The 23,566-nt window shown below is 34.7% G+C and carries 17 protein-coding genes; 6 read left to right on the forward strand and 11 right to left on the reverse strand.

Annotated elements, in window-relative coordinates:
* Window positions 1-115: 115 nt before the first annotated feature.
* Together CHB80_RS15355 and CHB80_RS15360 are read right to left on the reverse strand one after the other, a co-directional pair.
* On the reverse strand, window positions 116-2,797 hold the full coding sequence (locus tag CHB80_RS15355) for a T9SS-dependent M36 family metallopeptidase (RefSeq protein WP_089372385.1): 2,682 nt from the start codon (window positions 2,795-2,797) through the stop codon (window positions 116-118).
* A gap of 687 nt (window positions 2,798-3,484) precedes the next feature.
* Window positions 3,485-6,139, reverse strand: a complete 2,655-nt coding sequence (locus CHB80_RS15360) for a T9SS-dependent M36 family metallopeptidase (protein WP_089372386.1) — start codon at window positions 6,137-6,139, stop codon at window positions 3,485-3,487.
* Between the two features lie 550 nt (window positions 6,140-6,689).
* Here CHB80_RS15360 and CHB80_RS15365 point away from each other — a divergent pair.
* Window positions 6,690-6,893: a hypothetical protein gene (locus CHB80_RS15365; protein WP_089372387.1), complete on the forward strand. Its 204-nt coding sequence runs from the start codon at window positions 6,690-6,692 to the stop codon at window positions 6,891-6,893.
* Between the two features lie 62 nt (window positions 6,894-6,955).
* A complete protein-coding gene (locus tag CHB80_RS15370) occupies window positions 6,956-7,624 on the forward strand; it encodes a hypothetical protein (protein ID WP_089372388.1) in 669 nt (222 codons plus the stop codon).
* A 75-nt stretch (window positions 7,625-7,699) separates the two neighbouring features.
* Here the strand turns inward: CHB80_RS15370 and CHB80_RS15375 are convergent, their stop codons facing one another.
* The 6 genes from CHB80_RS15375 to CHB80_RS15400 form a co-directional block, all read right to left on the reverse strand.
* Window positions 7,700-8,074 (reverse strand): glyoxalase superfamily protein, encoded by a 375-nt coding sequence (locus CHB80_RS15375; protein WP_089372389.1) that lies wholly within the window; start codon window positions 8,072-8,074, stop codon window positions 7,700-7,702.
* A 3-nt stretch (window positions 8,075-8,077) separates the two neighbouring features.
* Entirely contained in the window at window positions 8,078-8,971 is an 894-nt protein-coding gene (locus CHB80_RS15380) for an NAD(P)H-dependent flavin oxidoreductase (RefSeq protein ID WP_371874995.1), read from the reverse strand.
* A gap of 53 nt (window positions 8,972-9,024) precedes the next feature.
* Window positions 9,025-10,641: a S8 family serine peptidase gene (locus tag CHB80_RS15385; RefSeq protein ID WP_089372391.1), complete on the reverse strand. Its 1,617-nt coding sequence runs from the start codon at window positions 10,639-10,641 to the stop codon at window positions 9,025-9,027.
* 80 nt (window positions 10,642-10,721) lie between these two features.
* Window positions 10,722-11,915 carry a tRNA 2-thiouridine(34) synthase MnmA gene (gene mnmA / locus CHB80_RS15390; RefSeq protein WP_229746933.1) on the reverse strand — a complete coding sequence of 398 codons (1,194 nt, stop codon included), beginning with the start codon at window positions 11,913-11,915 and terminating at the stop codon, window positions 10,722-10,724.
* Between the two features lie 151 nt (window positions 11,916-12,066).
* Window positions 12,067-13,452: a DUF3179 domain-containing protein gene (locus CHB80_RS15395; RefSeq protein WP_089372393.1), complete on the reverse strand. Its 1,386-nt coding sequence runs from the start codon at window positions 13,450-13,452 to the stop codon at window positions 12,067-12,069.
* A 66-nt stretch (window positions 13,453-13,518) separates the two neighbouring features.
* The gene (locus tag CHB80_RS15400) at window positions 13,519-14,214 is read right to left on the reverse strand and encodes a toxin-antitoxin system YwqK family antitoxin (protein WP_089372394.1); all 696 of its coding nucleotides are present in this window, start codon (window positions 14,212-14,214) and stop codon (window positions 13,519-13,521) included.
* A gap of 68 nt (window positions 14,215-14,282) precedes the next feature.
* Here CHB80_RS15400 and CHB80_RS15405 point away from each other — a divergent pair, with 68 nt between their 5' ends.
* The 3 genes from CHB80_RS15405 (at window position 14,283) to CHB80_RS15415 (ending at window position 18,152) form a co-directional block, all read left to right on the forward strand.
* A complete protein-coding gene (locus CHB80_RS15405; RefSeq protein ID WP_089372395.1) occupies window positions 14,283-15,683 on the forward strand; it encodes a fasciclin domain-containing protein in 1,401 nt (466 codons plus the stop codon).
* A gap of 350 nt (window positions 15,684-16,033) precedes the next feature.
* The gene (locus tag CHB80_RS15410) at window positions 16,034-17,434 is read left to right on the forward strand and encodes a fasciclin domain-containing protein (RefSeq protein ID WP_089372396.1); all 1,401 of its coding nucleotides are present in this window, start codon (window positions 16,034-16,036) and stop codon (window positions 17,432-17,434) included.
* Between the two features lie 223 nt (window positions 17,435-17,657).
* Complete coding sequence (locus tag CHB80_RS15415; protein WP_089372397.1) at window positions 17,658-18,152, forward strand: hypothetical protein; 495 nt, start codon at window positions 17,658-17,660, stop codon at window positions 18,150-18,152.
* Window positions 18,153-18,227: 75 nt separating this feature from the next.
* Here CHB80_RS15415 and yidC read toward each other — a convergent pair whose 3' ends face one another.
* Both yidC and CHB80_RS15425 read right to left on the reverse strand, forming a co-directional pair.
* Window positions 18,228-20,132 carry a membrane protein insertase YidC gene (gene yidC, locus CHB80_RS15420; protein ID WP_089372398.1) on the reverse strand — a complete coding sequence of 635 codons (1,905 nt, stop codon included), beginning with the start codon at window positions 20,130-20,132 and terminating at the stop codon, window positions 18,228-18,230.
* 95 nt (window positions 20,133-20,227) lie between these two features.
* Window positions 20,228-21,844, reverse strand: a complete 1,617-nt coding sequence (locus CHB80_RS15425; protein WP_089372399.1) for a CTP synthase — start codon at window positions 21,842-21,844, stop codon at window positions 20,228-20,230.
* Window positions 21,845-22,087: 243 nt separating this feature from the next.
* On the opposite strand from CHB80_RS15425, the gene CHB80_RS15430 reads away from it, so the two are divergent.
* Complete coding sequence (locus tag CHB80_RS15430; protein ID WP_089372400.1) at window positions 22,088-22,408, forward strand: hypothetical protein; 321 nt, start codon at window positions 22,088-22,090, stop codon at window positions 22,406-22,408.
* Between the two features lie 61 nt (window positions 22,409-22,469).
* On the opposite strand, the gene ychF is transcribed toward CHB80_RS15430, so the two are convergent.
* Complete coding sequence (ychF, locus tag CHB80_RS15435; protein ID WP_089372401.1) at window positions 22,470-23,564, reverse strand: redox-regulated ATPase YchF; 1,095 nt, start codon at window positions 23,562-23,564, stop codon at window positions 22,470-22,472.
* Window positions 23,565-23,566 lie beyond the last annotated feature (2 nt).

Here is a 23,566-nt window from a genome sequence, read left to right on the forward strand (position 1 = left end):
AAAGCGTATACTCTAAAAATCAATACGTAATATGTTAGAACTTATAAAACTGAAAATAATTGCATAAAAAACTAGTTAATTAAAACTAGCTTTTTTATGCAATTATTTCTCTTAATTACTCAATAATGAGTTTAGATGTATAATTACTTACATCATTTTTAATATTCATGATATAAACTCCTTTAGCCAGACCTGTTGCATTTACAGAAATATTTCCTTCTAGATTAACGAAAGTATTGTATACCTCTCTTCCATTAATGTCATAAATCTGTATTTGCCCTTCTCCAAAGGTACCAGCAATCTGTACTGTAATGTCTCCATTTGACGGATTTGGGAACACACTAAAAACAGTATCTAAGTCGTTTTCATTTACACTAAGAGACGATCTAGATTCTTGACAAGAAATATCGCTAGGTAGATCAAATGCTTCTACATTATCAAATGGCGTGAAAGTATCATTTTGTTGCGCACTGAAACCTAAGCCTCGATTTGCAAATGCATTCCAGATAATACAAGACACAGCATCTCTCTGATTATCAGAAATCAATCTATTTATTTCTACTGCTGCTAAAATAGCGTCTCTTCCATCTACAAATCCAGGTCGGCACGGTTGTAATTTTAACCCATCTACCACCAATTGTAATGCTATATTATTACCACCTGTACCGTTATATAAATCTGAATCAAACCCATATTCATCTATAAGATCCCAAGTCATATCCCATAACATCGTTGTCCACACACTCCCAACATCATGTGTAATTATTAGGTTCTGAAGATCCCCGTGTGTTAAATCATTAACCGCAAAATCAGTACTATACTGTCTGGTTCTTCGTATTCCAGGTCCATCAACAGGCTGTCCTAAAATATAAGTCCCAACGCCTCTTGCATCTTCAGGAGCATCATTTGCTGTCATCGTCATCATTAAACCAAAATAATCAGACCATCCTTCATTCATATTTTCTCTATTACCAGAACATGCTATAGTGCTGGGACCTCCTGTTAATCTTACAGTTATTCCATGCCCATATTCATGAGCAACAACGCCATTATCTAAAGCGCTATCTCTCAAATAAGGACCTCTATTCTGTAGCTTGGCAATCATTGGGTTCCCATCTCCTAATAAGGATATAATATCTTCTCCATTAGCCTGTGAGATCATAATACTAGGTATCGTTATTGAATCTACATAGATAGCACCTGTAGGAGGAAAGGGATCTCCGGGCACATTATTCACTATTATAACAGCAGTAGCTCCAGCATTTTGAGCTGCAAATACTTTACTATCAAAAGTACAAGTCCCTCGCCTAATAACAGCTATATTCCCTTCTAAATCATCACTATTCATTAGAGAATCACAGGCATCATTAGCATCTGTAGAGCTACCTGAATTATCGTCTTCCACTACAACTAAAGAGCCTACGATTGGAGTTTCTAGAAGTGTAGGTAATCCTGGACCAAATGCTGCTTCTCTAGCGAGGTATGAACCTTCAAATGGTTCGTTTACAATATTTAGATGGAGTCTTGAAGCATTAGGGTCTCCCCATAAATTCATTCTCATGGTTGGGCTGGTACCATCTGGACTTATAAATATCCTTGCATCATTTACATCATTTCTACCACCTCGTTGAGCTTGCACTTCTACAGCGTCTTCTCCTAGGCCTGCGTTTCCATAGTTATTTACTTGAAAATTACCACTTTCTTCATCAAAGCCATATTGATAAAAAACATCATGCATGATATTATTCCAATAAAAAAGATTGGTCATATTTGCGTCAAGCGAATTTATTGGAGGCGCATTGAAATTATAATTTGAATAAAAAGATAAATCTTCTCCCCCATCTGCTGAAGCTCCTGGGATTGAATTACCATCACGATCTTCATATACGTATGTATTATTACCTCTAGTAATTGTAAATTCAGCACCTGCAATACCATCTGTATCATGCCAGCCTAATGGAGATGCAATTGGATCGTGAGGATTCATTACTAATCTGTTAATACCATGATTTGGGCTTTCAATAGGCATGGGAAATACGTTATACACCCCACCTCCTGAAATTTCGTTTACTCGCATAGGATTGTGAACTTGATCCAATTGTGAAGGCATTTTTGCGATATTATGGTTTGATAGTTCTACTGTTTGATCATGATGACTGTCAAATGTGCAATGCATAACTCCATCATATTGATCAAGAAGTTCACCTGTGATAGCATCTACACGAACACTGTACCAATGTTCTTCATCTAATGTATAGATACTTAAATCCCAAGCTAATTTAAGACTATTATCTTTTGTAACTTGATACACCAATTTAACAGGTACTTCTTCTAAAGAAACCCCTCCATTAGAAAGGGTAAACTCTTTTGTAGAAACTTTTTTATCTATAATAAAATTAGATCTTCCTAAACCTAGAGAAATTGATGCATTACTAGCAGCTTGTAAAGGAGTAATTCTTGGAGATACTTTAGCAGTTCTTGATGTAATACCCGTCTCTAAATTATGTGACAAATAAATAATCTCACCATCTTTAAAAGTAGCATTTACCATACTATTATAGATTTCTATATCATTTATTTTTTGAAACGCATATACATGTGTTACTCCTGTTTGCTTTGAGTAAACAATATCTTTAATTACTAAGTCAGAAATATCATCACTTTGAATATTTTGTAATGATTTATTCTTATTAGTGTTAATATAATCTTTAATAATCTTACTGTAGTCTTGTCCATTTACAAGTGTAGTAAAAGATAATACACATGCAAATACAATGATTCTGTATAATTTAAACATTTTGTAGTTTTTAGATTTTATTTGATTTTATTTTGAAAATTCAATAAAAAACGTTGCAACATTTTATATGGATATCTCTTTTCAAAGAGATGTCAAAACTACTTTCAATTCACACAAATAAAAAGTTTTTTCAATCAAAAAATGTTTATTTTTCAATTGAAAAAACTTACTAAACGCTAAAATTAAATTTTATCAATTCCAATACTAATAAAAAACAAATTATTCAACTTAATAAATTAATAATTACATAAAATACTGATATAATGAATAATAAGCTCTTTTATGCGCTTTCGTGAAAGCACATATTTTACAAATTTTAATATATACTACTATATATCAGAACTTATATAACTAAAAATAAAAGGTATTAAATCTCATGGCAAATTCTGGACTAAAAAGGAATCGACTCAAGGGTCGAGATATCAAACCAAGATTCCTCTAGATATTGAAAAGAGTTCAATAAACAGCTGGGTTAGCCTACCTACCAGCAGAGTCAGGTTTAATTATCTATTTTAGATGCGTCTTATAGACTTTACGGAATAAGGGTCACTAATAATAATACAATACACAATCTTTTTTTAATAAGACAATTATAAAATTCAATCAACTTAAACTTCATTATGAATATAAAAAAGAGGGTTTCGACAATGTTGAAACCCTCTTTTCTTTTAAAATAATATACTTCTTTTATTGTATGATAATTTTAGAAGTATACGTAGTGCTATCATTTACGATGTTCATAATATATACACCCCTGGCAAGTCCTGTAGCGTTTACAGATACCCTCCCTTGAAGCGTTGCAGGCTTATTATATACCTCTCTACCATTGATATCATAAATGCGAATGTTTCCTTCTCCGAATGTACCAGCTACATTCACAGTAATTTCACCATTTGAAGGATTAGGGAATATGTTAAATACAGTGTCTAAATCATTTTCATTGACACTTAATAAATCTTCGCAACTTTCAATAACATCACTAGGAAGATCAAAAGCCTCCGTTTGATCAAATCTGTTATTAGAACTTCCTTGCTCAGCACTAAAACCAACACCACGTGTAGCAAACACATTCCATATGGTACATGTTGCGAAATCTTTCTCATCTTCTGGAATTATTGTATTGATTTCTACTGCTGCTAAAATACCATCTCTACCATCAACAAAACCAGGGCTACACGATTGTAATTTCATACCATCTATTACTAATTGAAGAGCGATGTTATTACCACCTGTTCCATTATAAAAGTCGTCATCAAAACCATACTCATCTATAAAAGCCCAGGTCATGTCCCATAATATAGTAGACCAAATAGTACCTACGCCATGAGGTACTGAAATGTTAGCAGCATCAGACACATCTCCATATGTCAAATCATTAACTGCAAAATCTGTACTATAAGGTCTTGGTCTAATACCAGGACCATCTGCTGATTGTCCGAAGGCATATGTCCCTATTCCTCTTGCTTCCTCTGCAAAATCATCTGCTGTCATGGTTAAAACCATTCCAAAGTAATCAGACCATCCTTCTCCCATTTGTTCTTCATTTTGCAAACAACTTACATTTGTACCTCCACCAGTTAATCTATTAGATATACCATGAGCATACTCATGAGCTACTACAGCATTATCCAAACTCCCATCTATCTGAAAGCTTCCTGAATTTATTAAAGAACCATTTATAACCTCTCCTCCTTGAAGTGCCGCTATGATAGCTTCGCCATCACTTTGACTTACCATAATACTAGGTATAGAAACTTGATTACCTACAGCTCCAGGTCCCATTATCGTAGGAGGACCTTCTACATTATTTACCATAATAACAGCAATAGCACCTTCGTTTTCTGCTGCTAAAACTTTTACTCCAAACTCACATTCTCCTCTTCTAATAATCGCAATATTACCAGCTAAATCTGCCCCATTTATAATTGTATCACAAGCATCTATCGAGTCTGTTGAATTTCCAGCATTATCATCTTCAGTTAAAGCTAATTCACCTTCTAATGGTATATCATCTGGTAATGGATCACCAAAATTAGCTGGAGTACCTATATAGCCTCCATCTAAAGAACCCCCATCAATCGTAAGTACTTCTGTTGGGGCTGTAGAAGGATTAAAAAGGCCCACTCGCATTCTAGGATTTGCCCCATCTGGAGGTGTTCCAAAAAAAGCGCCCCCAAATGAATTTCCTTCTTGAGATTCAGCATTTACAGAATCACCCTGTCCGCCTCCGTTTCCATAATTATTTTCTTGAAAATTTCCACTTGCTTCATCAAAACCATATTGATATGTAATATCATGTAAAATATTATTCCAATAAAATAAATTTGTTGTCGTAGCGTCAACCATGTTCACAGGCTCTGTATTAAAATTGTACGCAAAATTAAAATCCAACGCGTCACCTCCATCTGGAGAAGCTCCAGGAGCATTATCTGGATTTATATCTTCATAGGCATACACATTATTTCCTCTAGTGATGGTAAATTCTGCACCTTCTACCCCATTAGTATCATGCCAACCAAAAGGAGATGCTATTGTATTTTGAGGATCTACTACTAATTGATTTATGCCATGATTTGGGCTTTCTACTGGAAGCGGGAATACATTATATTGTTCACCTGCTAAAAGTTCATTAGCAATAATTTCTTCTCGAACACCAAAGCCAGAAATAAATGTATTAGTAGTTACAGATGAACTTTCATGATCATGATTTTCGAATTTACAATTAACTACCCAGTCATGTTGTTGAAGAAGCGTTCCATTAAGTGCATCTACACGAACGCTGTACCAATGCTTAGCATCTGTAGTATGAATACTTAAGTCCCAAGCAAGTCTAATTGTATGATCTTCCATAGATTGATACACCAATTTTACAGGAACTTTTTCTAAAGACACACCACCTTGTGTTAAAACAAATTCTTGTGAAGAAATGGTTTGATCTAACGAGAAATTAGCATTTCCCAAACCTAAAGAAGTCGCTGCATTAGAAGCTGCTTGAATAGGCGACAATACCGGAGAGACTACATTTACTCTAGAAGCAATATCACTTTGCAAGTTATTTGCTACATGAATAATTATACCATCTTTGAAAGCAACATTTATAACACCATTAAAAATTTCGATGTTATTTATTTTTTGGATAGCATACACATGTGTTGTATTGCTTTTCTTGCTAAACACTTCATTTTGGATAGTTAACCCTGAAATATCTTGATCCGTAATTCCAAAGACATTTTTGTTGGTCTCTAAATGATTTTTAATAAGTATACCATAGTCTTGCGCACTTAAGGCAGAGGTAAAAATAACCACACACAAGGCAAGAAGTAGTTTGTAGGATTTTAACATTTTATTTACATTTTAAATTAACTATAAAAGTAATTTCCTATACATTGTTATTAAAATTGAATCAATTGTTTTTAAAGTGCATTTCAGAAGAAAGGTGTATTTAAATTCTAAAAAAAACACGAATACATAGTTATGTTTTTTTGTTGTCCAATACTTACTTCACAAGAGATTAATGAATAATTAAGTAATTTCTAGTTATTGATATAACAGTAAATAGTATACTAGTAAAGATGTTTGTGAACCTCTTTCTGAAAGTTATCTATCAAAATACTATTGGTGAACATAATTTATACGCTTTAACGCTATGCTCTCCCTTTTGGTCGTGAATCTCGCAAGCTCGATTTCGCGAAAGCGTACTTCTACATACATCAAAGTAAAAATAAAAAGCCAATCGAAATTGATTGGCTTTTAGTATCACTCACCTATAAAAAAGGAAACCTTTATCATTATGGCTAGAGTATCTGATTATATTTTTTGAAAGGGAAAGCGGTTAATTTCATTTTAACATTTTTTTAGTAAATTTAACATTCCTCAATATAAATTTCTAATTATGAAAAAATTAACCAATTTTTTAATTATTGCGCTTTTAATAGGAATTTTTTCTTGTACAAACAAGAAGAAAGAAAAAGCTGAAACGAAAGCAGCAGTAGAACAAATTGAAGCTGTAGAAAGTGAAATTGAAAACGTTTCTAAAGAAATAGAATCTAAAGCTGAAGAACTAGAAGATTCTTTAAAAGAACTGGACGACATTTAATTAAAAAACCTAACTACTCCTGTTTTACATTCTATTATTTAAATACATACACAAAATAAATTATGAAATATATTAAATTCATATTTATAGCATTATTCATATGTGCTATAAGCAATCAAGAGATCATTGCACAAGGAAAATCAAATGTTGCTAAAGAAAAAGCGCAACAATTAAAGAAGGAAGGTAAAGATAAAGCTGAAGAAGCAAAACAAAAAGCAAAGGATAAAGCAGAAGAGGCAAAACAAAAAGGACTAGGCAAAGCCGAAGAAGCAAAACAGAAAGGAAAGGACAAAGCCGAAGAAGTTAAAGATAAAGGCAAAGAGAAATTATCTGATGCCAAAGATGAAGGAAAAGAAAAGGCAAAAAAGGCTAAAGATAAAGGAAACGCTTATGGTAAAGATAAAAATGGTTTGTCTGGAAAAGAATTTGGATTAGCAAGAGCAGAAGAAGCTAAAAACAAAATAAAAGAAAAAGAGGAAATGCTAACCAAAGAAAGAGCGAGAATATCTAAGGGACGAGAGAAAATTGCAGCTGCTAAAGAAAGACTTATAAAATTAAAAGAAAAAACTGGAGAAGATGCATTAACTCCTGAGGAAATTGCTAAGAAAGAAGCTAAAATTGCAAAAGCAGAGGAAAAACTAAGTGCATTAGAAGCTTCTATACAAAATGGAAAAGAAAAGTTGCAAAGTGAAAAGCAAAAGTTGCAAAGTGTCTATAAAAAAGAAGAATAAGCACTTAAATATTACATATAGTTTACAATAAAAAACAGATAAGAATACTTATCTGTTTTTTATTATTTATTATAATTAAACATCCACATAAAACGTCAAGCCATTCATATCTGGATCATAAAAGGCAAACTCGCGTGTACCCCAAGATGTTTCTTTTAGGGAAGTTTGTTTATGGAAGACATCCTTTGTCTTATACTCATCATACAAAGCTTCTATATCTTGAATGACAAATCGTAGTGAAGAAGCATTCATTTGCTTCCAGTTAGAAGCATCATGCCATTGTATATGAATCTCGATACCATCACGCGTAATACCAGCATACATGGGGTTGTGTTGATCATCAGCAAAGGCAATCTGAAATCCTAGTTTTTCTACATAATACCGCAATGAGGCTACTACATCTCTTACAGGAAGTACAGGATGAATCGTTTTTATGTAGCCTTTTGTCATCGTTTATAAATTAGGAAGCGTACTAAGTTCAGTTTTCGCTTGATTATATTCGGTGATCATTTCTGAAACAATCTGACCAGCTGGTTTGATATCGTGAATCAATCCTGAAATCTGACCAATTTCTAATTCGCCATCTTCTAGATCTCCTTCAAACATTCCTCGTTTTGCACGTGCACGCCCTAAGAGTTCTTTCAATTGTTCTGGTGTAGGCGATGTTTGATATAACTGAGCCACTTGCTCATAAAATTTATTCTTGATTAAACGCACAGGAGCCAATTCTTTCAAAGTCAATACGGTATCTCCTTCTTTGGCATCTACAATCGCTTGTTTAAATAACTGATGTGCACTCGATTCTTCACTTGCGGCAAAACGACTTCCCACTTGCACCCCATCGGCACCTAGCACCATTGCTGCTAGCATCCCTCTTCCAGTACCTATTCCTCCCGCAGCAATCAACGGAATACCAAGTTGTTCTTTTACCATTGGAATTAAGGTAAGTGTAGTGGTTTCTTCACGTCCATTATGTCCTCCAGCTTCAAAACCTTCGGCAACTATAGCATCTACACCAGCATCTTGTGCCTTTAATGCAAACTTGACACTACTTACCACATGCACTACTTTAATATTATGCTTCTTGAGATGCGCTGTCCACAGTTTTGGATTACCTGCACTTGTAAATACAATAGGCACTTTATAATCCACAATAGTCTTCATATGCTCTTCAATATTTGGATAGAGCATTGGAATATTTACTCCAAAAGGCTTGTCGGTTGCTTTTTTGCATTTCTCTACGTGTTCTACTAACACTTCTGGATACATAGAAGCCGCTCCTATTAATCCTAATCCTCCTGCATTACTCACGGCACTTGCAAGGCGCCATCCACTATTCCATATCATTCCGCCTTGGATAAGCGGATATTCTATTCCAAATAAATCTGTGATTTTTCCCACTATTGTTTTATCAGCTTTTGTGTTGTAGATCGTTCTGAATCTTGTATCTGTATAATGTATACTCCTGAAGTAAGTGTGTGTACATCAATGCTATTATTAGTTTTAGATATTTCTTTTGATAGCACGCGTTTCCCTAATAAATCATAGACCAATATTCTTGCCTGTGAGCTTCCTTCTGGAAACTGTACTTGAAAAATACTATTGGCAGGATTAGGTGATACGGTATACGCTTTCGCGAAAGCGGACTCCTCTACACTTAATACAAATGCATTAAATGCATCTTCAAAATTAGGGATCCCATATCCCATCTGTGGTGTAGGAGCATTAAATAAATGTGCCGACTCACGTACAAATTGCATAATCTCTGCATTGGTACGTTCTGGAAAAGCTTGCCATAAACTGGTTACAGCACCAGCCATAATAGGCGAACTAAAGCTTGTACCATTACTAGTATCTATATTTCCGTTAGGTGTAATTACAGCACTACTCTGTCCTTTTGCCATCACATCTGGCTTTACACGGCCATCACTAGAAGGGCCAATACTGCTAAAACTTACATAGTTTCCATTACTGTTTACAGCCCCTACGGTAAGAACCCCTGGAGCATCAGCTGGAGCACCAATCATACCTGTACCTGAATTTCCTGCACTGGTTACGAGTAGCATTCCTTTTTCAAAAGCAATATTAGAGCCTCTAGAAATAAAAGCAGTTTGCCCATTCATATCCTCATACGTATAACTATATGCTGGATTATCATAACCTCGATAGCCTAATGATGTATTAATCACATCTACACCTAAACTATCGGCACGTTCGGCGGCTTCTACCCAGTACGATTCTTCTACAGGGTTTTCACTGTTAACATCTTCTGTTCGGAAACAGTATAAAAAAGCATCTGGAGCTGTTCCCACAAATTGATCTTCAATAAAACCAACAATATCACTAGCGGTACGTGTACCATGACTACTACTAGAAAATGCAAATTCATCATCTACACGATCTACAAAATCGTATCCATCTAATAAACGTCCATTATCACGTACTCTTGCAAAACCTGCATTGGTATCTATACCTGGAAAACCAGAATCTAATACTGCAACAATCATCCCTGCACCCGTAAAATCTTGTTGGTGTAAAAAATCTGCACTCAGCATAGTCACTTGATTTTCGGTAGCACCATAGGTATAATCTACACGTTGTTGATTAACATCTTCAGGATCACCTTTTACAAAACCAAACCCCTCTGAGGATCTAGTAAGACTATCATCTGCAAACTCAATACTATCTACAAATTGTAGCGCTTCTAATGCATCTATCGCTTCTTGTGAACCTCGTACATGTACACAATTAAACCATTTTGATTTGGCTAATACGATAATACCTGTTTGCGCTTTTACTTGAGAGATATACGATTCGTTTACAGGAACATCACGCTCATCTATTGCTACGCCATGCATTTCTTTTCTATCGATTGCTTCTTGTGTAAGAATGCTTATAGGATTTGCAATACTTTCGGATACGTTTTCTTTATCGACAAAAAATACCCACGCATCTTCGTCTTGTGCAAACGTAATAAAGGGAATTAGTAGGAATACCCAGTGTAGTCGTTTTTTCATAAGTTATGTTCTTTTTCATTTCCACACTTTGGCTATGCTCAGCATAAACTCTAGTGGAAATCTTGTAGTTTTCTATAAAGTTACGAAATAACTCCGGAACCTAAACAAGAATCTCCATCATACCAAGCTACAAATTGTCCTTCGGCGATAGCTGTTTGTGGATGATCAAAAATCACATACAGACCTCCTTCTACTCGATATAAAGTTGCCTTTTCTAGAGGTTGTCTATAACGTATACGCGCTTCAACCTCCATGGTTTCGTCTACCGCGAGTGTTAAATCTTCTCGTATCCAGTGGATTTCTTCTTCTCTCACAAAGAGTCCTTTACGATATAACCCAGGATGGCTTTTCCCTTGGCCTGTATAAATTACATTTTCTTTTACATCGGTTTCAATGACAAATAAAGGCTCAGCAGTTCCTCCTACAGCAAGTCCTTTACGTTGTCCTTTTGTGAAGTAATGGGCGCCTTGATGTTTTGCAACAACTTTACCATCTGTAATCGTATACACTGGTTTTTCTGCAAGTTGAGCTAAATCTGCTTTCGCGAAAGCATTGCTAGCTACATCTTCACCTACCATCTGTGGGACAGCTTCTTTAGGAATTTCAACAATTACCCCTTCTTTAGGGCGTAATTGCTGTTGTAAAAAATCAGGAAGACGCACTTTACCAATAAAACAAAGCCCTTGTGAATCTTTCTTTCCTGCCGTCACTAGGTCTTGCGCTAATGCAATCTCACGTACCTGCGGTTTTTGAAGGTGTCCAATAGGGAATAGTGTTTTTGCCAATTGATCTTGCGATAATTGACATAAGAAGTACGACTGATCTTTATTAGGGTCGGCTCCTGCTAGTAATTGATGTATTTCTTTACCATCTTTAGTAATGGTTTCTTTCTGGCAATAATGCCCCGTAGCCACATAATCTGCTCCTAAGCTTAAGGCAATTTTCATAAATACATCAAACTTAATCTCACGATTACAAAGCACATCGGGATTAGGTGTACGTCCCATTTCGTACTCCTTAAACATATAATTGACAATACGTTCTTTATACTCTTCACTTAGATCTACTGTTTGAAAAGGAATCCCTAGTTTATTAGCAACAAGCATCGCATCATTACTGTCATCTAGCCATGGACACTCATCTGAAATGGTCACTGAATCATCATGCCAATTTTTCATAAAAAGACCAATAACACGATACCCCTGCTCTTTTAATAAATAAGCGGCAACACTACTATCTACACCTCCACTAAGACCTACAACTACTGTTTTCATAATTCTCACCCGTAATTCACTTCCAAGAAGAGAACGTTTTAGGGTGTTCGTTTTATTATTATACATCATTTATACGCTTTCGCGAAAGCGTATAAACATTACTTTTAAATAGCCTACAAAATTACGCAATTATTTGAGGCAGAACTATTCCTTATTTAACAAGTTTTGTATCAGGGTATGCAGCTTGCCATCCAAACCAAAATGCATTAAATGTATGTATTCTAGGTCGTACTTCTCCTGATGCATTTTCTATACGATCTTCATACAGTGTCCAAGTTTCCCCACGTGCATCTGTAGCGGTACTTTGTTGATTGTATTTTTTGAAGTTCAAATTGGTTGCATCATACACTCTATTGGCGCCTGTTTTATCTGTAAATACTACAAATCGAGTATCCTCTATCGTAGATTGATATATAGGGTGTTTTTTGAGATATTTTACAGAAATCGCTAAGGGTTGCTCTGGATACTCTGGAAGTCGGATTGCGAGTATGGATTGTTTGTTTTTTAATTTCCCGTCTACAGATGGCACATTAAACATCAAATTGTCATCTGCAAAATAGGCTTGATACGCAACCCCTTCTCCATAATCACGTTGATACCCTGTATTTAATGAAAGCACTTGGGTTTCTGGGTGACGTTTTTTCCATTCGCCCCAAGTAGTTGTAACTACACTTAAATAATCCATTTGGATTCCTTTCCCAACGAGTGGTCCGACTACAGGTTTTCCTTCTAATGTACTCCACAATGACTGGGTAGCTTGATCATACATTAATTTATTAGATCGATATAAGAATCCGCTTGTTCCCATTTGATGTACTATTCCATTTACCTCGCTCTTATAGAGTATTACAGTACCACATAATGTACAATAAACGCCTGTCACAGGAATACCGCCTACTTCGTCTACAAACATTTCATGCCATGCTAATATTCGTTTGGGATAAGCTCTCGCATCTCCATTTACTTCAATTCCAAATACCACATGATCATCTTCAAGATACGAAGCTTGTTTTGCTGGAATCATCGCTGGATCTCTCAAAGGAGGAATTCCATCTTGTTGCACACCACCCCATCGTATTTCATCCATACGGATTAAGCTCGTTTCTTGCCTTCCTTGGAAATAATTCTCGAACTTGGCATCTAATGATTTGTGTAATTGTGATTTAAAATAGGCATATTCAGGAAGTATTTTTTGCTCTTTACTCCAAATATATTCATACCATTTATTGAAATCTAGCCCAAAATTCTGGCCCGTTTTTTTCTGTAGCAACAGTGCCATTTTTAAGCCCACATCTGTAGAATAGCCAAAATACATGACTTCCAGAGCCATAATTTCATATTCAGGCTTCCATTTTTTTTCAATAGTCTTTAACGCTTTTTCTTGCGTTGTTCTACTGGATGTAGTTACGATATCTAAAAAGTAATGTATATCACTATTGGGTGAAACTTCTTGTGCTCGCAATGGTAGATGGGTAGGAAGTACAACTAACACTCCTACAAAGAGCATCAGCGTAGCTTTTTTTATACTTTGCAACATAACTTTTCTTTTAAAAGTCGTTACAAATGTTAAGTTCTAACGTTTACTAACAGAATTTTAAGGAATTTAATGAACGCCGCCTAGTTTGTTAAGTGGAAATTTTAGTGTTTTATCTAGTTTTCCATTTTTATAGTATTTCCAAACACCATCTTTCTTATTGTCTTTATAATTTCCTTCACGCATGATGACTCCATTAAGCTCATATAGTTTTACAGGTCCATGTAACTTTCCATCTACATGAGTATATGTTTTAAGGACAACTCCTTTTTTTGAATAATGTGTTTCTACACCATTTTCTTTTCCTTGTGTATATGACATACGTTGTGCAACTGCACCTCCTTCATAATAAACAATGCGCTCTCCATCTAAGAGATTATTTTTATACATCTCTTCTGTCATAATAGTAGTTCCATCTTGATGATAGTATACCCACTTCCCTTCACGAGAACGCTGCTTCATCTTCCCTTCACTCACTTTTTTCCCATCTGTTGTATAAAAAATCACTTCAAAAAACTCTTCACCATCTGTATACTTTTTGATGGCTGTAGGGTGACCTCCTTTTTTATCATAAAATTTAAATTCACCTATTTCTTTACCATGATCAAAAGTCCCTTCATACCGCAGTTGTTTCGTCCCCTCGTAGAACTTATGCCAATTTCCGTGCTTTTTATTATTTGCATCTACACTGTTAAACTCTTGCGCATTTCCTAAAAAATAAATGAAAAAGCAGCATAGATAAAAAATTAAATTACGTTTGCTCATTTTATGAAAATTAAAACGTTTATTTATTGTTGATACACATATATTTGCAAAAACAATGAGTATCAATTATGAAAAAAATTTTACTAAATACTAAGATAATAATCCTAGTTATAACGGCAATAGGAATTATTTCTTGTGCAGATGATGATGATAATGGAAACATTATTGATAACACACCTAGTAATACTATTTTAGATATTGTTATTAGTAATCCAGATTATAGTTCTTTTCTTGCTGCGTTAAATCAAACAGGTGTAAATGCTACGGTTGCTGGTAATGGTAACTTTACCGTGTTTGCTCCAAACAACGCTGCTTTTGATGCATTATTAGGTGGTACGGCTATAGAAGATGTAGATAATGCAGTATTGACACAATTAGTATTAAATCATGTTATTAACGCAGAACTTTTTGCTGCCGACCTTACAACTGGATATCAAAAAACCCTTGCTACAGAAGATGCATCAAATGCAACTATAGATATGTATATCGATACAACAAATGGAGTTGTTATCAATAATCAGTCTACAGTGATTGCAACAGATACAGATGCAGATAATGGTGTATTACACGAAGTCGATACGGTTATTGATCTTCCTACTATTGCAACATTTGCAGTTATAGATCCTTCATTAGATTCACTTGAAGCTGCCTTAACAGATGAAGGAAATACAACATTCACAGATTTATTTTCGGATACAACATTAGATTTTACTGTATTTGCACCTACAAATGATGCGTTTACTACTTTTCTAGATGGCGCTACTATAGGTGATATTGATAATGATGTACTTGCACAAGTTCTTTCTAATCATGTACTACCTGAAACGGTAGCAATATCTACAGCGCTAACAAGTACCTATGTAAATACAGCTGCTGTATTTAATGGCGATGCAAACGCTCCTATTACTATGTATGTAAATACTGATAATGGCGTACAACTTAATGGAGCTTCTTCAGTAACCCTAGCAGATATTGTTACTTCAAACGGAGTTATTCACATTGTTGATACTGTAGTGCCTCTTCCAGATGTTACAACATTTATATTTGCAGATCCTAACTTCTCTACTTTATTAGAAGCCATTTTAGCAGATCCAAATGTAGATTATATTACTGCTTTACAAACTCCTTTTGGAGATGGTGCTACACCATTTACAGGTTTTGCACCTACAAATGATGCATTTACAAACTTATTTACTGACTTAAATGTGACAGGAATTTCTGAAATACCGCTTATGGATTTATCTACTATTGTAGAGTTACATAATATCGTAAATATGAATATTAGAGCAGAAGAGTTAACGACTATGGACGGAATGAGTTTTACAACTTTTTCTGGACTTGATATTACAATAGATGCTATGACACCTGCTGTAATAGGACCTGATGGAGAGCCAAGCCTTTTACTTATGACCGATTTACAAACTACAAATGGTGTCGTTCATACTATAGACAGAGTCTTAAGAAACTAAATAGACACAAATACCAATATTTTAAAGCCTTAATATGTAAAAACATACTGAGGATTTAATTACTAAAAATGAGTACGCTTTCTTAAGCGTACTCATTTTTTTTTATAAAAACATCCAAAAACATATTCCTGAACGTATGTATTATAAAGTAGAGAATTGTATAAATAATTTGACGCTTTTATTTCCAAATCACATTAATACTGATTTGCAAGTCCTAATACTCCATTATTAAAATATTGTCAAGTTTATTGTGAAAATTTTACATTTTGTTTAACGATTTTAACTTTATTTTAAACATTAAAATTGTTTAACGATTTTATATTTGCATTAAACAAACAAACACAATTTCTATGAAAACACTAAGTAAGTATTTAAAAATAGCGGTATTCGCTATAGCTTTTACAGGTATTATTTCTTGTGGTGACGACGATGATAGCGGAGTTATTATTGGAAGTACACCAAACACAATTGCCGATATTGTAACTAACAATCCTGATTTTAGTTCATTATTAGCTGCCTTACAACAAACTGGTCTTGATGCTACATTAGCAGGAACTGGTAATTTTACAGTATTTGCTCCTACCAATGCAGCTTTCGAAACATTTTTAAATGGTACTCCCCTAGAAGATGTAGATAATGACGCATTAACACAGATTTTATTAAATCATGTTCTTAATGTAGAGTTAGCATCTACAGATCTTTCTACTGGATATCAAAAAAATCTAGCAACAGAACCATCAAGTGGGGCTAATATAGATATGTACATAGACACTACCAGTGGCGTTGTTATTAATGGTCAATCTACAGTAACCACACCAGACGTAGATGCCGATAATGGTATTGTTCATATAGTGGATACTGTCATTGAACTTCCAACTATTGTAACATTTGCAACTACAAATCCTGCACTTAGCTCATTAGTTGCTGCACTTACAGACGATGGAAATACAACTTTTGTAAACTTGCTATCTGATACAAGTGGAGATTTCACAGTATTTGCGCCTACCAATGATGCTTTTACAACATTTTTAGATGGTGCTATGCTTAGTGACATCGATAATGATGTATTAGCTCAAGTATTATCTAATCACGTAATTCCAGGAACAGTAGCTATTTCTAGTGCTTTAAGTAACTCATATGTAAATACAGCTGCTGTATTTAATGGGGAAGCAGATGCACCTATCAATATGTATATCAATACAGATGATGGCGTAACACTTAATGGAGCATCAAATGTTGCGATAGCTGATATCGTAGCTGTAAATGGAGTTGTTCATGTAGTAGATGCCGTAATAGGTTTACCAGATGTGACAACATTTGCTACTGCAGATCCAACATTTTCATCATTAGTAGCTGCCTTAACAGCTGATGCTTCTTTTGGTTATGTAGCCGCTCTACAAACACCTAATGGAACTGATCCTGCACCTTTTACAGTATTTGCGCCTACCAATGATGCTTTCGGAGATTTATTAACCGATCTAGGGCTTATGACACTAAGCGAAGTACCTGTAGATGTTCTTGCAGCAACTCTAGAATTACACGTAGTTACAGGTGCAAATGTTAGAGCTGAAGATCTCTCAGGAATTGACGGTAATGCCGTAGAAACATTTGGAGGCGGCGATATTACTATAGATGCAGCAACGCCAGCTATTATAGATCCTGATGGAGGTTCTAATGGTATTGTCGTTACAAATGTACAAGCAGCAAACGGAGTTATTCATGCAATAAGCCGTGTAATAAGAGATTTATAATCCATAATTAGTCCCTTACTGGTACCCAACTTACACGATTAATGACCCACACCAGTACGGTAAAAGCTTCGATATTTTCAGTTATATCGAAGCTTTTTTAGTTTATATAACTATTACCAATAGAGGAAAATTTGTCTATAAAACAATACACACATAATCTCTAAATAACATTATAGAAACAAGTACGATCTACTTTTAGGTACTTCATTTAAAAGTAGTGTACATGAGGTATCAATTAATAATTAGCTATGCCGTTATATGCATCACATTGATCATTATAGTAGGTTTTCCTTCTCATCATATAGTAAACACTGGTGCCATTACGTTTAAAAATATGAATGCCTCTAAAGATGCATTTACCATAAAAACGCAATCTATATTACCCCCAAACACGCGTATATTCTTTACAGATACCGAATGGAATGGTTCACATTTTGGAATCGATGAACATACCTTACTTTGGAATTCTGGAAAAGATAGTATTCCTATAGGTAGTATTATTCACTTTAAGAGTTTAAAGTCACATACAATACCTTCTATTGGGCATGCCAAAGGAATACTAAAAATAGCATCTAAAAAGGAAGCCATTTTTGCATATCAAGGTACAGAAAGAATGCCTACGCATTTTATTGCAGGCATTGCATATCAACTATCAGATTATGGGACATTGGATCATACAGGGCTTATTATAGATAGTACAGCAGTAGTTTTACATTAAAATCATGCAAATCAAATAAGCATAAAAAAAGTGGTACATCCCTGTACCACTTTTTTAATATAATATTGTAAAGGATTATTTTCCTTTAGCATTTTTTTGTTTCTCAGCTTGCTCCATGATCTCGGCCATTTTCTTTTGAAAACGCCCTTGTTTTTTAGGTCTAGCTTTCTTTACTTCTATTTTAGCTTTGATTTTTTCTTCATCAATAATATATCCTTTAATTACTAAAATAATTCCAATAGTAATTAAGTTAGAAATAAAGTAGTATAAACTCAATCCACTAGCATAATTATTAAAGAAGAATAACATTAATAATGGAGAGAAATACATCATATACTTCATCATTTTACCCATATCTGGCATTCCTTCTTGAGTAGGCTGTTGCATTGCTTGATTTCCTGTAGTAAGTCTCATAGAAAAGAAAATTGTCACTGCGGCAAGGATTGGGAAAAGACTCACGTGATCTCCATAAAACGGAATATTGAATGGAAGTTTTGCAATCTCATCATAACTAGACAAATCATCAGCCCATAAAAAGCTTTCACCGCGTAGACCAAAAGCAGATGGGAAGAATGTAAATAATGCATAGAATACAGGAATTTGTAAAAAGGCCGGTAAACATCCAGCGGCGGGACTTGCCCCTGCTTTACTATATAACGCCATGGTCTCTTGTTGCTTCTTCATCGCATTATCCTTATACTTTTCTGAAATAGCAGCTATTTCAGGCTTCAATACTTTCATTTTTGCTTGAGATACATACTGTTTGTATTGTACAGGAGACAGCAATAACTTGATAGCTATAGTCATTAAGATAATAGCAATTCCTGCAGGTAAGAAACCTGATAAAAATCCAAAAAATGGAATTACTAAATACTTATTTAAGAATCCAAAGATTCCCCAACCTAATGGCATTGCTTCATCTAAGTTACGATCATATTCTTTTAGTATTTGATAGTCTGTAGGACCATAATACATATTCATTGCATAGTTTAACTCTCCATTTTTAGGAGTTAGTAAAAGATCTGCTTTATACTCTTTTGTAAACTCTGTATCCTGATCTGCATCTTGTGCTTTTTTCAAGAGGTCATTAGAGTATAATTTTGCTTCTTCAAATGGCGTATCTGTCAATAGCATAGAGCTAAAGAAATGCTGACGATAGTTCATCCAAGAAAGGTTTTCTCTAATTTCATCATCATCACCTACCTGTCCTAACTTATCTGTTTTTCCGTCTTCATATTCATAGGTAAGGCGTGTATAGCGATTTTCATACTCTTTACTTTTAGCATGGCGCATCCCTTTAAAATCCCACTGTAAACGCATAGGTTGACTTGTATTAAACACACGAGAAAGTCCCTGTGATTTTAATCCAAAATCAAGCATATAGTCGCCTTGCTTTAACTCATAACGATATTCTAAAAACTCATTAGGTGATACTTTAAGACGCATCGTTAGTACTTCATTATCCCCATTTTTAGAAAACTCAGGCTCAAAGAATAAATCTTTAGTATTCAGATTACGATTATCTGTAGTATTAAATGAGATATTGAATGTACTATTCCCATCTTTTATTAAGTATACAGGAATAGAATCATAGGTTTTATGTTGTAATAAGGTAGCTTTTACAATATGTCCTCCTTTATTACTTACCTCTAACTCTAAGACATCATTTTTTACAACAGTTACTCCTTCTCTTGCAGAAGGTAATGTTCCTGAATATCCAAAAGCTCCTAATTTACTATTTAAGAATTCACTTCTAAGAGAATCTGGTTGTTGAAGCGCTTCTTTTTGAAAATCAATAGCAGCCTCAAGACTCCCTTTATCAACCATTCCTTCTTCTGGTTTTTCACTATCAATTTGTTCTTGTTTTGCTTCTTCTCGAGCTTGAATCTCTTCTGGAGTAGGTCTCGTATACATAATGTATATAATAATAAGCCCCATTAAGAGCATTCCTATCACTGAAGTTCTATCAAATTTTTTCATTAATTGGTGTTATATAAATCGCTTTTGCGAAAGTAGTATTTCTTATAAGAGATAGCAATTCTATCTCCAAACGTTTATTTTATGCCATAGTGACACTATTTTTTTTCAGAATATGTTAATGCAGCCTTTACAAATGCCACAAATAATGGATGCGGATTTGCAACGGTACTTTTATATTCTGGGTGGTATTGTACTCCTACAAACCAAGGGTGATCTGGTAATTCAATAATTTCTACCAATCCTGTATTGGGATTTGTTCCTGTTATTTTCATACCTGCCTCTTCCAATTGGCTTCTATATGCTTCGTTAAACTCATAACGATGACGATGACGTTCTTCAATGACCGCTTTCCCATAGACATCTTTTACAATACTTCCTTCAGCAAGTGTACATTCCCAAGCTCCTAAACGCATCGTTCCGCCCATATCGGTAATGCTTTTTTGCTCTTCCATTAAATCAATGACTGGATATGGAGTATTTGCATCCATTTCGGTAGAGTTCGCTTTCGCGAAAGCGCACACATTCCTACCATATTCTATAACCGCCATTTGCATTCCTAAACAGATTCCTAAAAACGGAATCTTATGCTCTCTGGCATATTGTACTGCTTTAATTTTTCCTTCAATACCACGTTCTCCAAAGCCAGGAGCAACCAATACCCCATCTAATTTTGAGATTTGATTTTCAATTACCGTATCACTAATGTATTCACTGTGAATACTCTCTACCTTTACTTTTACTTCATTTTCGGCACCAGCATGAATAAAGGCTTCTAATATAGATTTATAGGAATCCTGAAGCTCTACATACTTCCCTATAAGTCCTATTGTAACTTGTGATTTTGGGTTTTTATGTTTTGTCAAAAACTCATTCCAACGCGTAAGTTTTGGAACTTTTGTGTCATCAAGGCCTAATTTCTTTAATGAAATCGTATCTAAGCCTTCCTTAAGCATCAAATTAGGTACATCATAAATGGTACTAGCATCTATAGATTCAATAACGGCTTCTTGTTCTACATTACAAAAACGAGCTAATTTAGAACGTAAATCATCATTTAATGTATGCTCTGTACGACATACGAGAATATCTGCCTGAATCCCACTTTCCATGAGCGTTTTTACACTATGTTGTGTAGGTTTTGTCTTTAGTTCTCCGGCTGCAGATAAATATGGAATTAAAGTTAAATGGATTACTAATGAATTATTTTTTCCTAATTCCCATTTCAATTGACGTATACTTTCAATATATGGCAGAGATTCAATATCACCTACGGTACCTCCTATCTCAGTAATTACAATATCATAATCGCCACTTTTACCTAATATTTGGATACGTTCCTTAATTTCATTGGTAATATGCGGAATCACCTGCACAGTCTTTCCTAAAAACTCACCTCTACGCTCTTTATCTATCACACTTTGATAGATACGTCCTGTGGTTACATTATTTGCTTGTGACGTAGGAACGTTTAAGAAACGCTCGTAATGTCCTAAATCTAAATCGGTTTCTGCGCCATCATCAGTCACATAACACTCTCCATGTTCATATGGATTTAGTGTACCAGGATCTATATTGATATAAGGATCTAGTTTTTGGATGGTTACTCGGTGTCCTCGTGCTTGTAGGAGTTTAGCAAGGGATGCGGCAATAATACCTTTACCCAAAGAAGATGATACTCCGCCCGTTACGAAGATGTATTTTGTAGCTGCCATTAATGGAAATCTATGATTCGTTTACGGGGCGTAAAGGTACATAATTTTATAGGTAGTATCAGTATTTTTAAAGGGGATTTTTAATGAGTTTTATAAATAATAGCAAGCTTATTTGCTGTCGTTTGAATTTTGAAGCTATAAATCTTAATGCTTTTAAAACAAGAACAATGATTACATAATTGATTACTTTTTAAGTATATGTTGTATTATAGCAGTTAATTAACAAGTGTAAAAAGAAATACTATGGACAGATTTGAAAATGGACCGTTGATTCAGAAACCATCATCCAACAGAGATATATTGATAATGATTGCCATTATTTGGATGGTTTTTTCAAGACTTTTTTACTTTATACTTTCAAAGTTAAACATCGACTTTTTCACATCTGATCTTTTTAGATTTGCAAATGCTTTATTTTCTATTGTTTGGGGAATCATTCCTCTTCTACTGGTGTTTTCTGTAAAAGATAAAAACAAACAAATATTTCTTTTTATACTTGCGGGTATCTATTTGTTAATGACAGTAGTTGACTTATTCGAAGAATTTATTGGAGCAATTATATAATAACAAAAAGCCTGAACAGATGTTCAGGCTTTTTGTATTGTTTTATGTAGTAAAGAAGTTATTACACATTAAAAAGGAAATGCATCACATCACCATCGGCTACGATATACCCTTTTCCTTCTACACCCAATTTTCCAGCTTCTTTCACTTTTGCTTCACTTCCGTATGAAACAAAATCATCGTATTTAATAACCTCAGCTCGGATAAATCCTTTTTCAAAGTCAGTATGAATCACTCCAGCGGCTTGTGGCGCTGTAGATCCTATATTAATAGTCCAAGCTCTTACTTCTTTTACACCTGCTGTAAAATAGGTTTGTTGATTTAATAATTTATAAGCACTACGTATCAATTTTGCGCTTCCTGGTTCGTCAAGACCTATATCGGCAAGAAACATCTGACGCTCTTCGTAATCATCTAATTCTGTAATATCTGCCTCTGTTCCTACTGCAAGTACTAATACTTCTGCATGTTCATCTTTTACAGTCTCACGTACCTGATCTACATATGCATTTCCATCTACAGCACTATTTTCATCTACATTACATACATACATTACTGGTTTATCCGTAATAAACTGCAAAGGCTTTACGTATTCTTCACGAGCGTCTTCATCTATATCTATAGCACGTACAGAGATTCCGGCTTCCAAGCCTTCTTTTAGTTTAATAAGTACAGCCTCTTCTGCTTGCGCTTCTTTATTTCCTGTTCGTGCAGCACGTTTTACTTTATCTATTTTTTTCTCTACCGTTTCAAGATCTTTTAATTGTAGTTCTATATCAATAGTTTCTTTATCTCGTATAGGATCTACACTTCCATCTACGTGTACAATGTTATCATTATCAAAACAACGTAATACGTGCAGAATCGCATCCGTCTCACGAATATTTCCTAAGAATTGATTTCCTAATCCTTCTCCTTTACTCGCCCCTTTTACAAGTCCAGCAATATCAACAATCTCTACAGTAGCAGGAACAACACGCTCTGGATTTACCAATTCTTCTAATTTTTCAAGACGCGGATCTGGTACATTTACTACACCTATATTAGGTTCGATCGTACAAAATGGAAAATTAGCACTTTGTGCTTTTGCATTAGATAAACAATTAAACAATGTTGATTTTCCAACATTAGGCAATCCTACGATTCCTGCTTTCATAA

Source organism: Dokdonia pacifica (assembly GCF_900188275.1).
GTDB classification, from domain to species: Bacteria; Bacteroidota; Bacteroidia; order Flavobacteriales; family Flavobacteriaceae; genus Dokdonia; species Dokdonia pacifica.

What these genes read in the sequence shown, in the direction of transcription:
- CHB80_RS15355 (WP_089372385.1), bottom strand. Translation starts at nt 2,797, where the DNA reads ATGTTTAAATTATACAGAATCATTGTATTTGCATGTGTATTATCTTTT.
- CHB80_RS15360 (WP_089372386.1), bottom strand. Translation starts at nt 6,139, where the DNA reads ATGTTAAAATCCTACAAACTACTTCTTGCCTTGTGTGTGGTTATTTTT.
- CHB80_RS15365 (WP_089372387.1), top strand. Translation starts at nt 6,690, where the DNA reads ATGAAAAAATTAACCAATTTTTTAATTATTGCGCTTTTAATAGGAATT.
- CHB80_RS15370 (WP_089372388.1), top strand. Translation starts at nt 6,956, where the DNA reads ATGAAATATATTAAATTCATATTTATAGCATTATTCATATGTGCTATA.
- CHB80_RS15375 (WP_089372389.1), bottom strand. Translation starts at nt 8,074, where the DNA reads ATGACAAAAGGCTACATAAAAACGATTCATCCTGTACTTCCTGTAAGA.
- CHB80_RS15380 (WP_371874995.1), bottom strand. Translation starts at nt 8,971, where the DNA reads ATGATATGGAATAGTGGATGGCGCCTTGCAAGTGCCGTGAGTAATGCA.
- CHB80_RS15385 (WP_089372391.1), bottom strand. Translation starts at nt 10,641, where the DNA reads ATGAAAAAACGACTACACTGGGTATTCCTACTAATTCCCTTTATTACG.
- mnmA (WP_229746933.1), bottom strand. Translation starts at nt 11,915, where the DNA reads ATGAAAACAGTAGTTGTAGGTCTTAGTGGAGGTGTAGATAGTAGTGTT.
- CHB80_RS15395 (WP_089372393.1), bottom strand. Translation starts at nt 13,452, where the DNA reads ATGTTGCAAAGTATAAAAAAAGCTACGCTGATGCTCTTTGTAGGAGTG.
- CHB80_RS15400 (WP_089372394.1), bottom strand. Translation starts at nt 14,214, where the DNA reads ATGAGCAAACGTAATTTAATTTTTTATCTATGCTGCTTTTTCATTTAT.
- CHB80_RS15405 (WP_089372395.1), top strand. Translation starts at nt 14,283, where the DNA reads ATGAAAAAAATTTTACTAAATACTAAGATAATAATCCTAGTTATAACG.
- CHB80_RS15410 (WP_089372396.1), top strand. Translation starts at nt 16,034, where the DNA reads ATGAAAACACTAAGTAAGTATTTAAAAATAGCGGTATTCGCTATAGCT.
- CHB80_RS15415 (WP_089372397.1), top strand. Translation starts at nt 17,658, where the DNA reads ATGAGGTATCAATTAATAATTAGCTATGCCGTTATATGCATCACATTG.
- yidC (WP_089372398.1), bottom strand. Translation starts at nt 20,132, where the DNA reads ATGAAAAAATTTGATAGAACTTCAGTGATAGGAATGCTCTTAATGGGG.
- CHB80_RS15425 (WP_089372399.1), bottom strand. Translation starts at nt 21,844, where the DNA reads ATGGCAGCTACAAAATACATCTTCGTAACGGGCGGAGTATCATCTTCT.
- CHB80_RS15430 (WP_089372400.1), top strand. Translation starts at nt 22,088, where the DNA reads ATGGACAGATTTGAAAATGGACCGTTGATTCAGAAACCATCATCCAAC.
- ychF (WP_089372401.1), bottom strand. Translation starts at nt 23,564, where the DNA reads ATGAAAGCAGGAATCGTAGGATTGCCTAATGTTGGAAAATCAACATTG.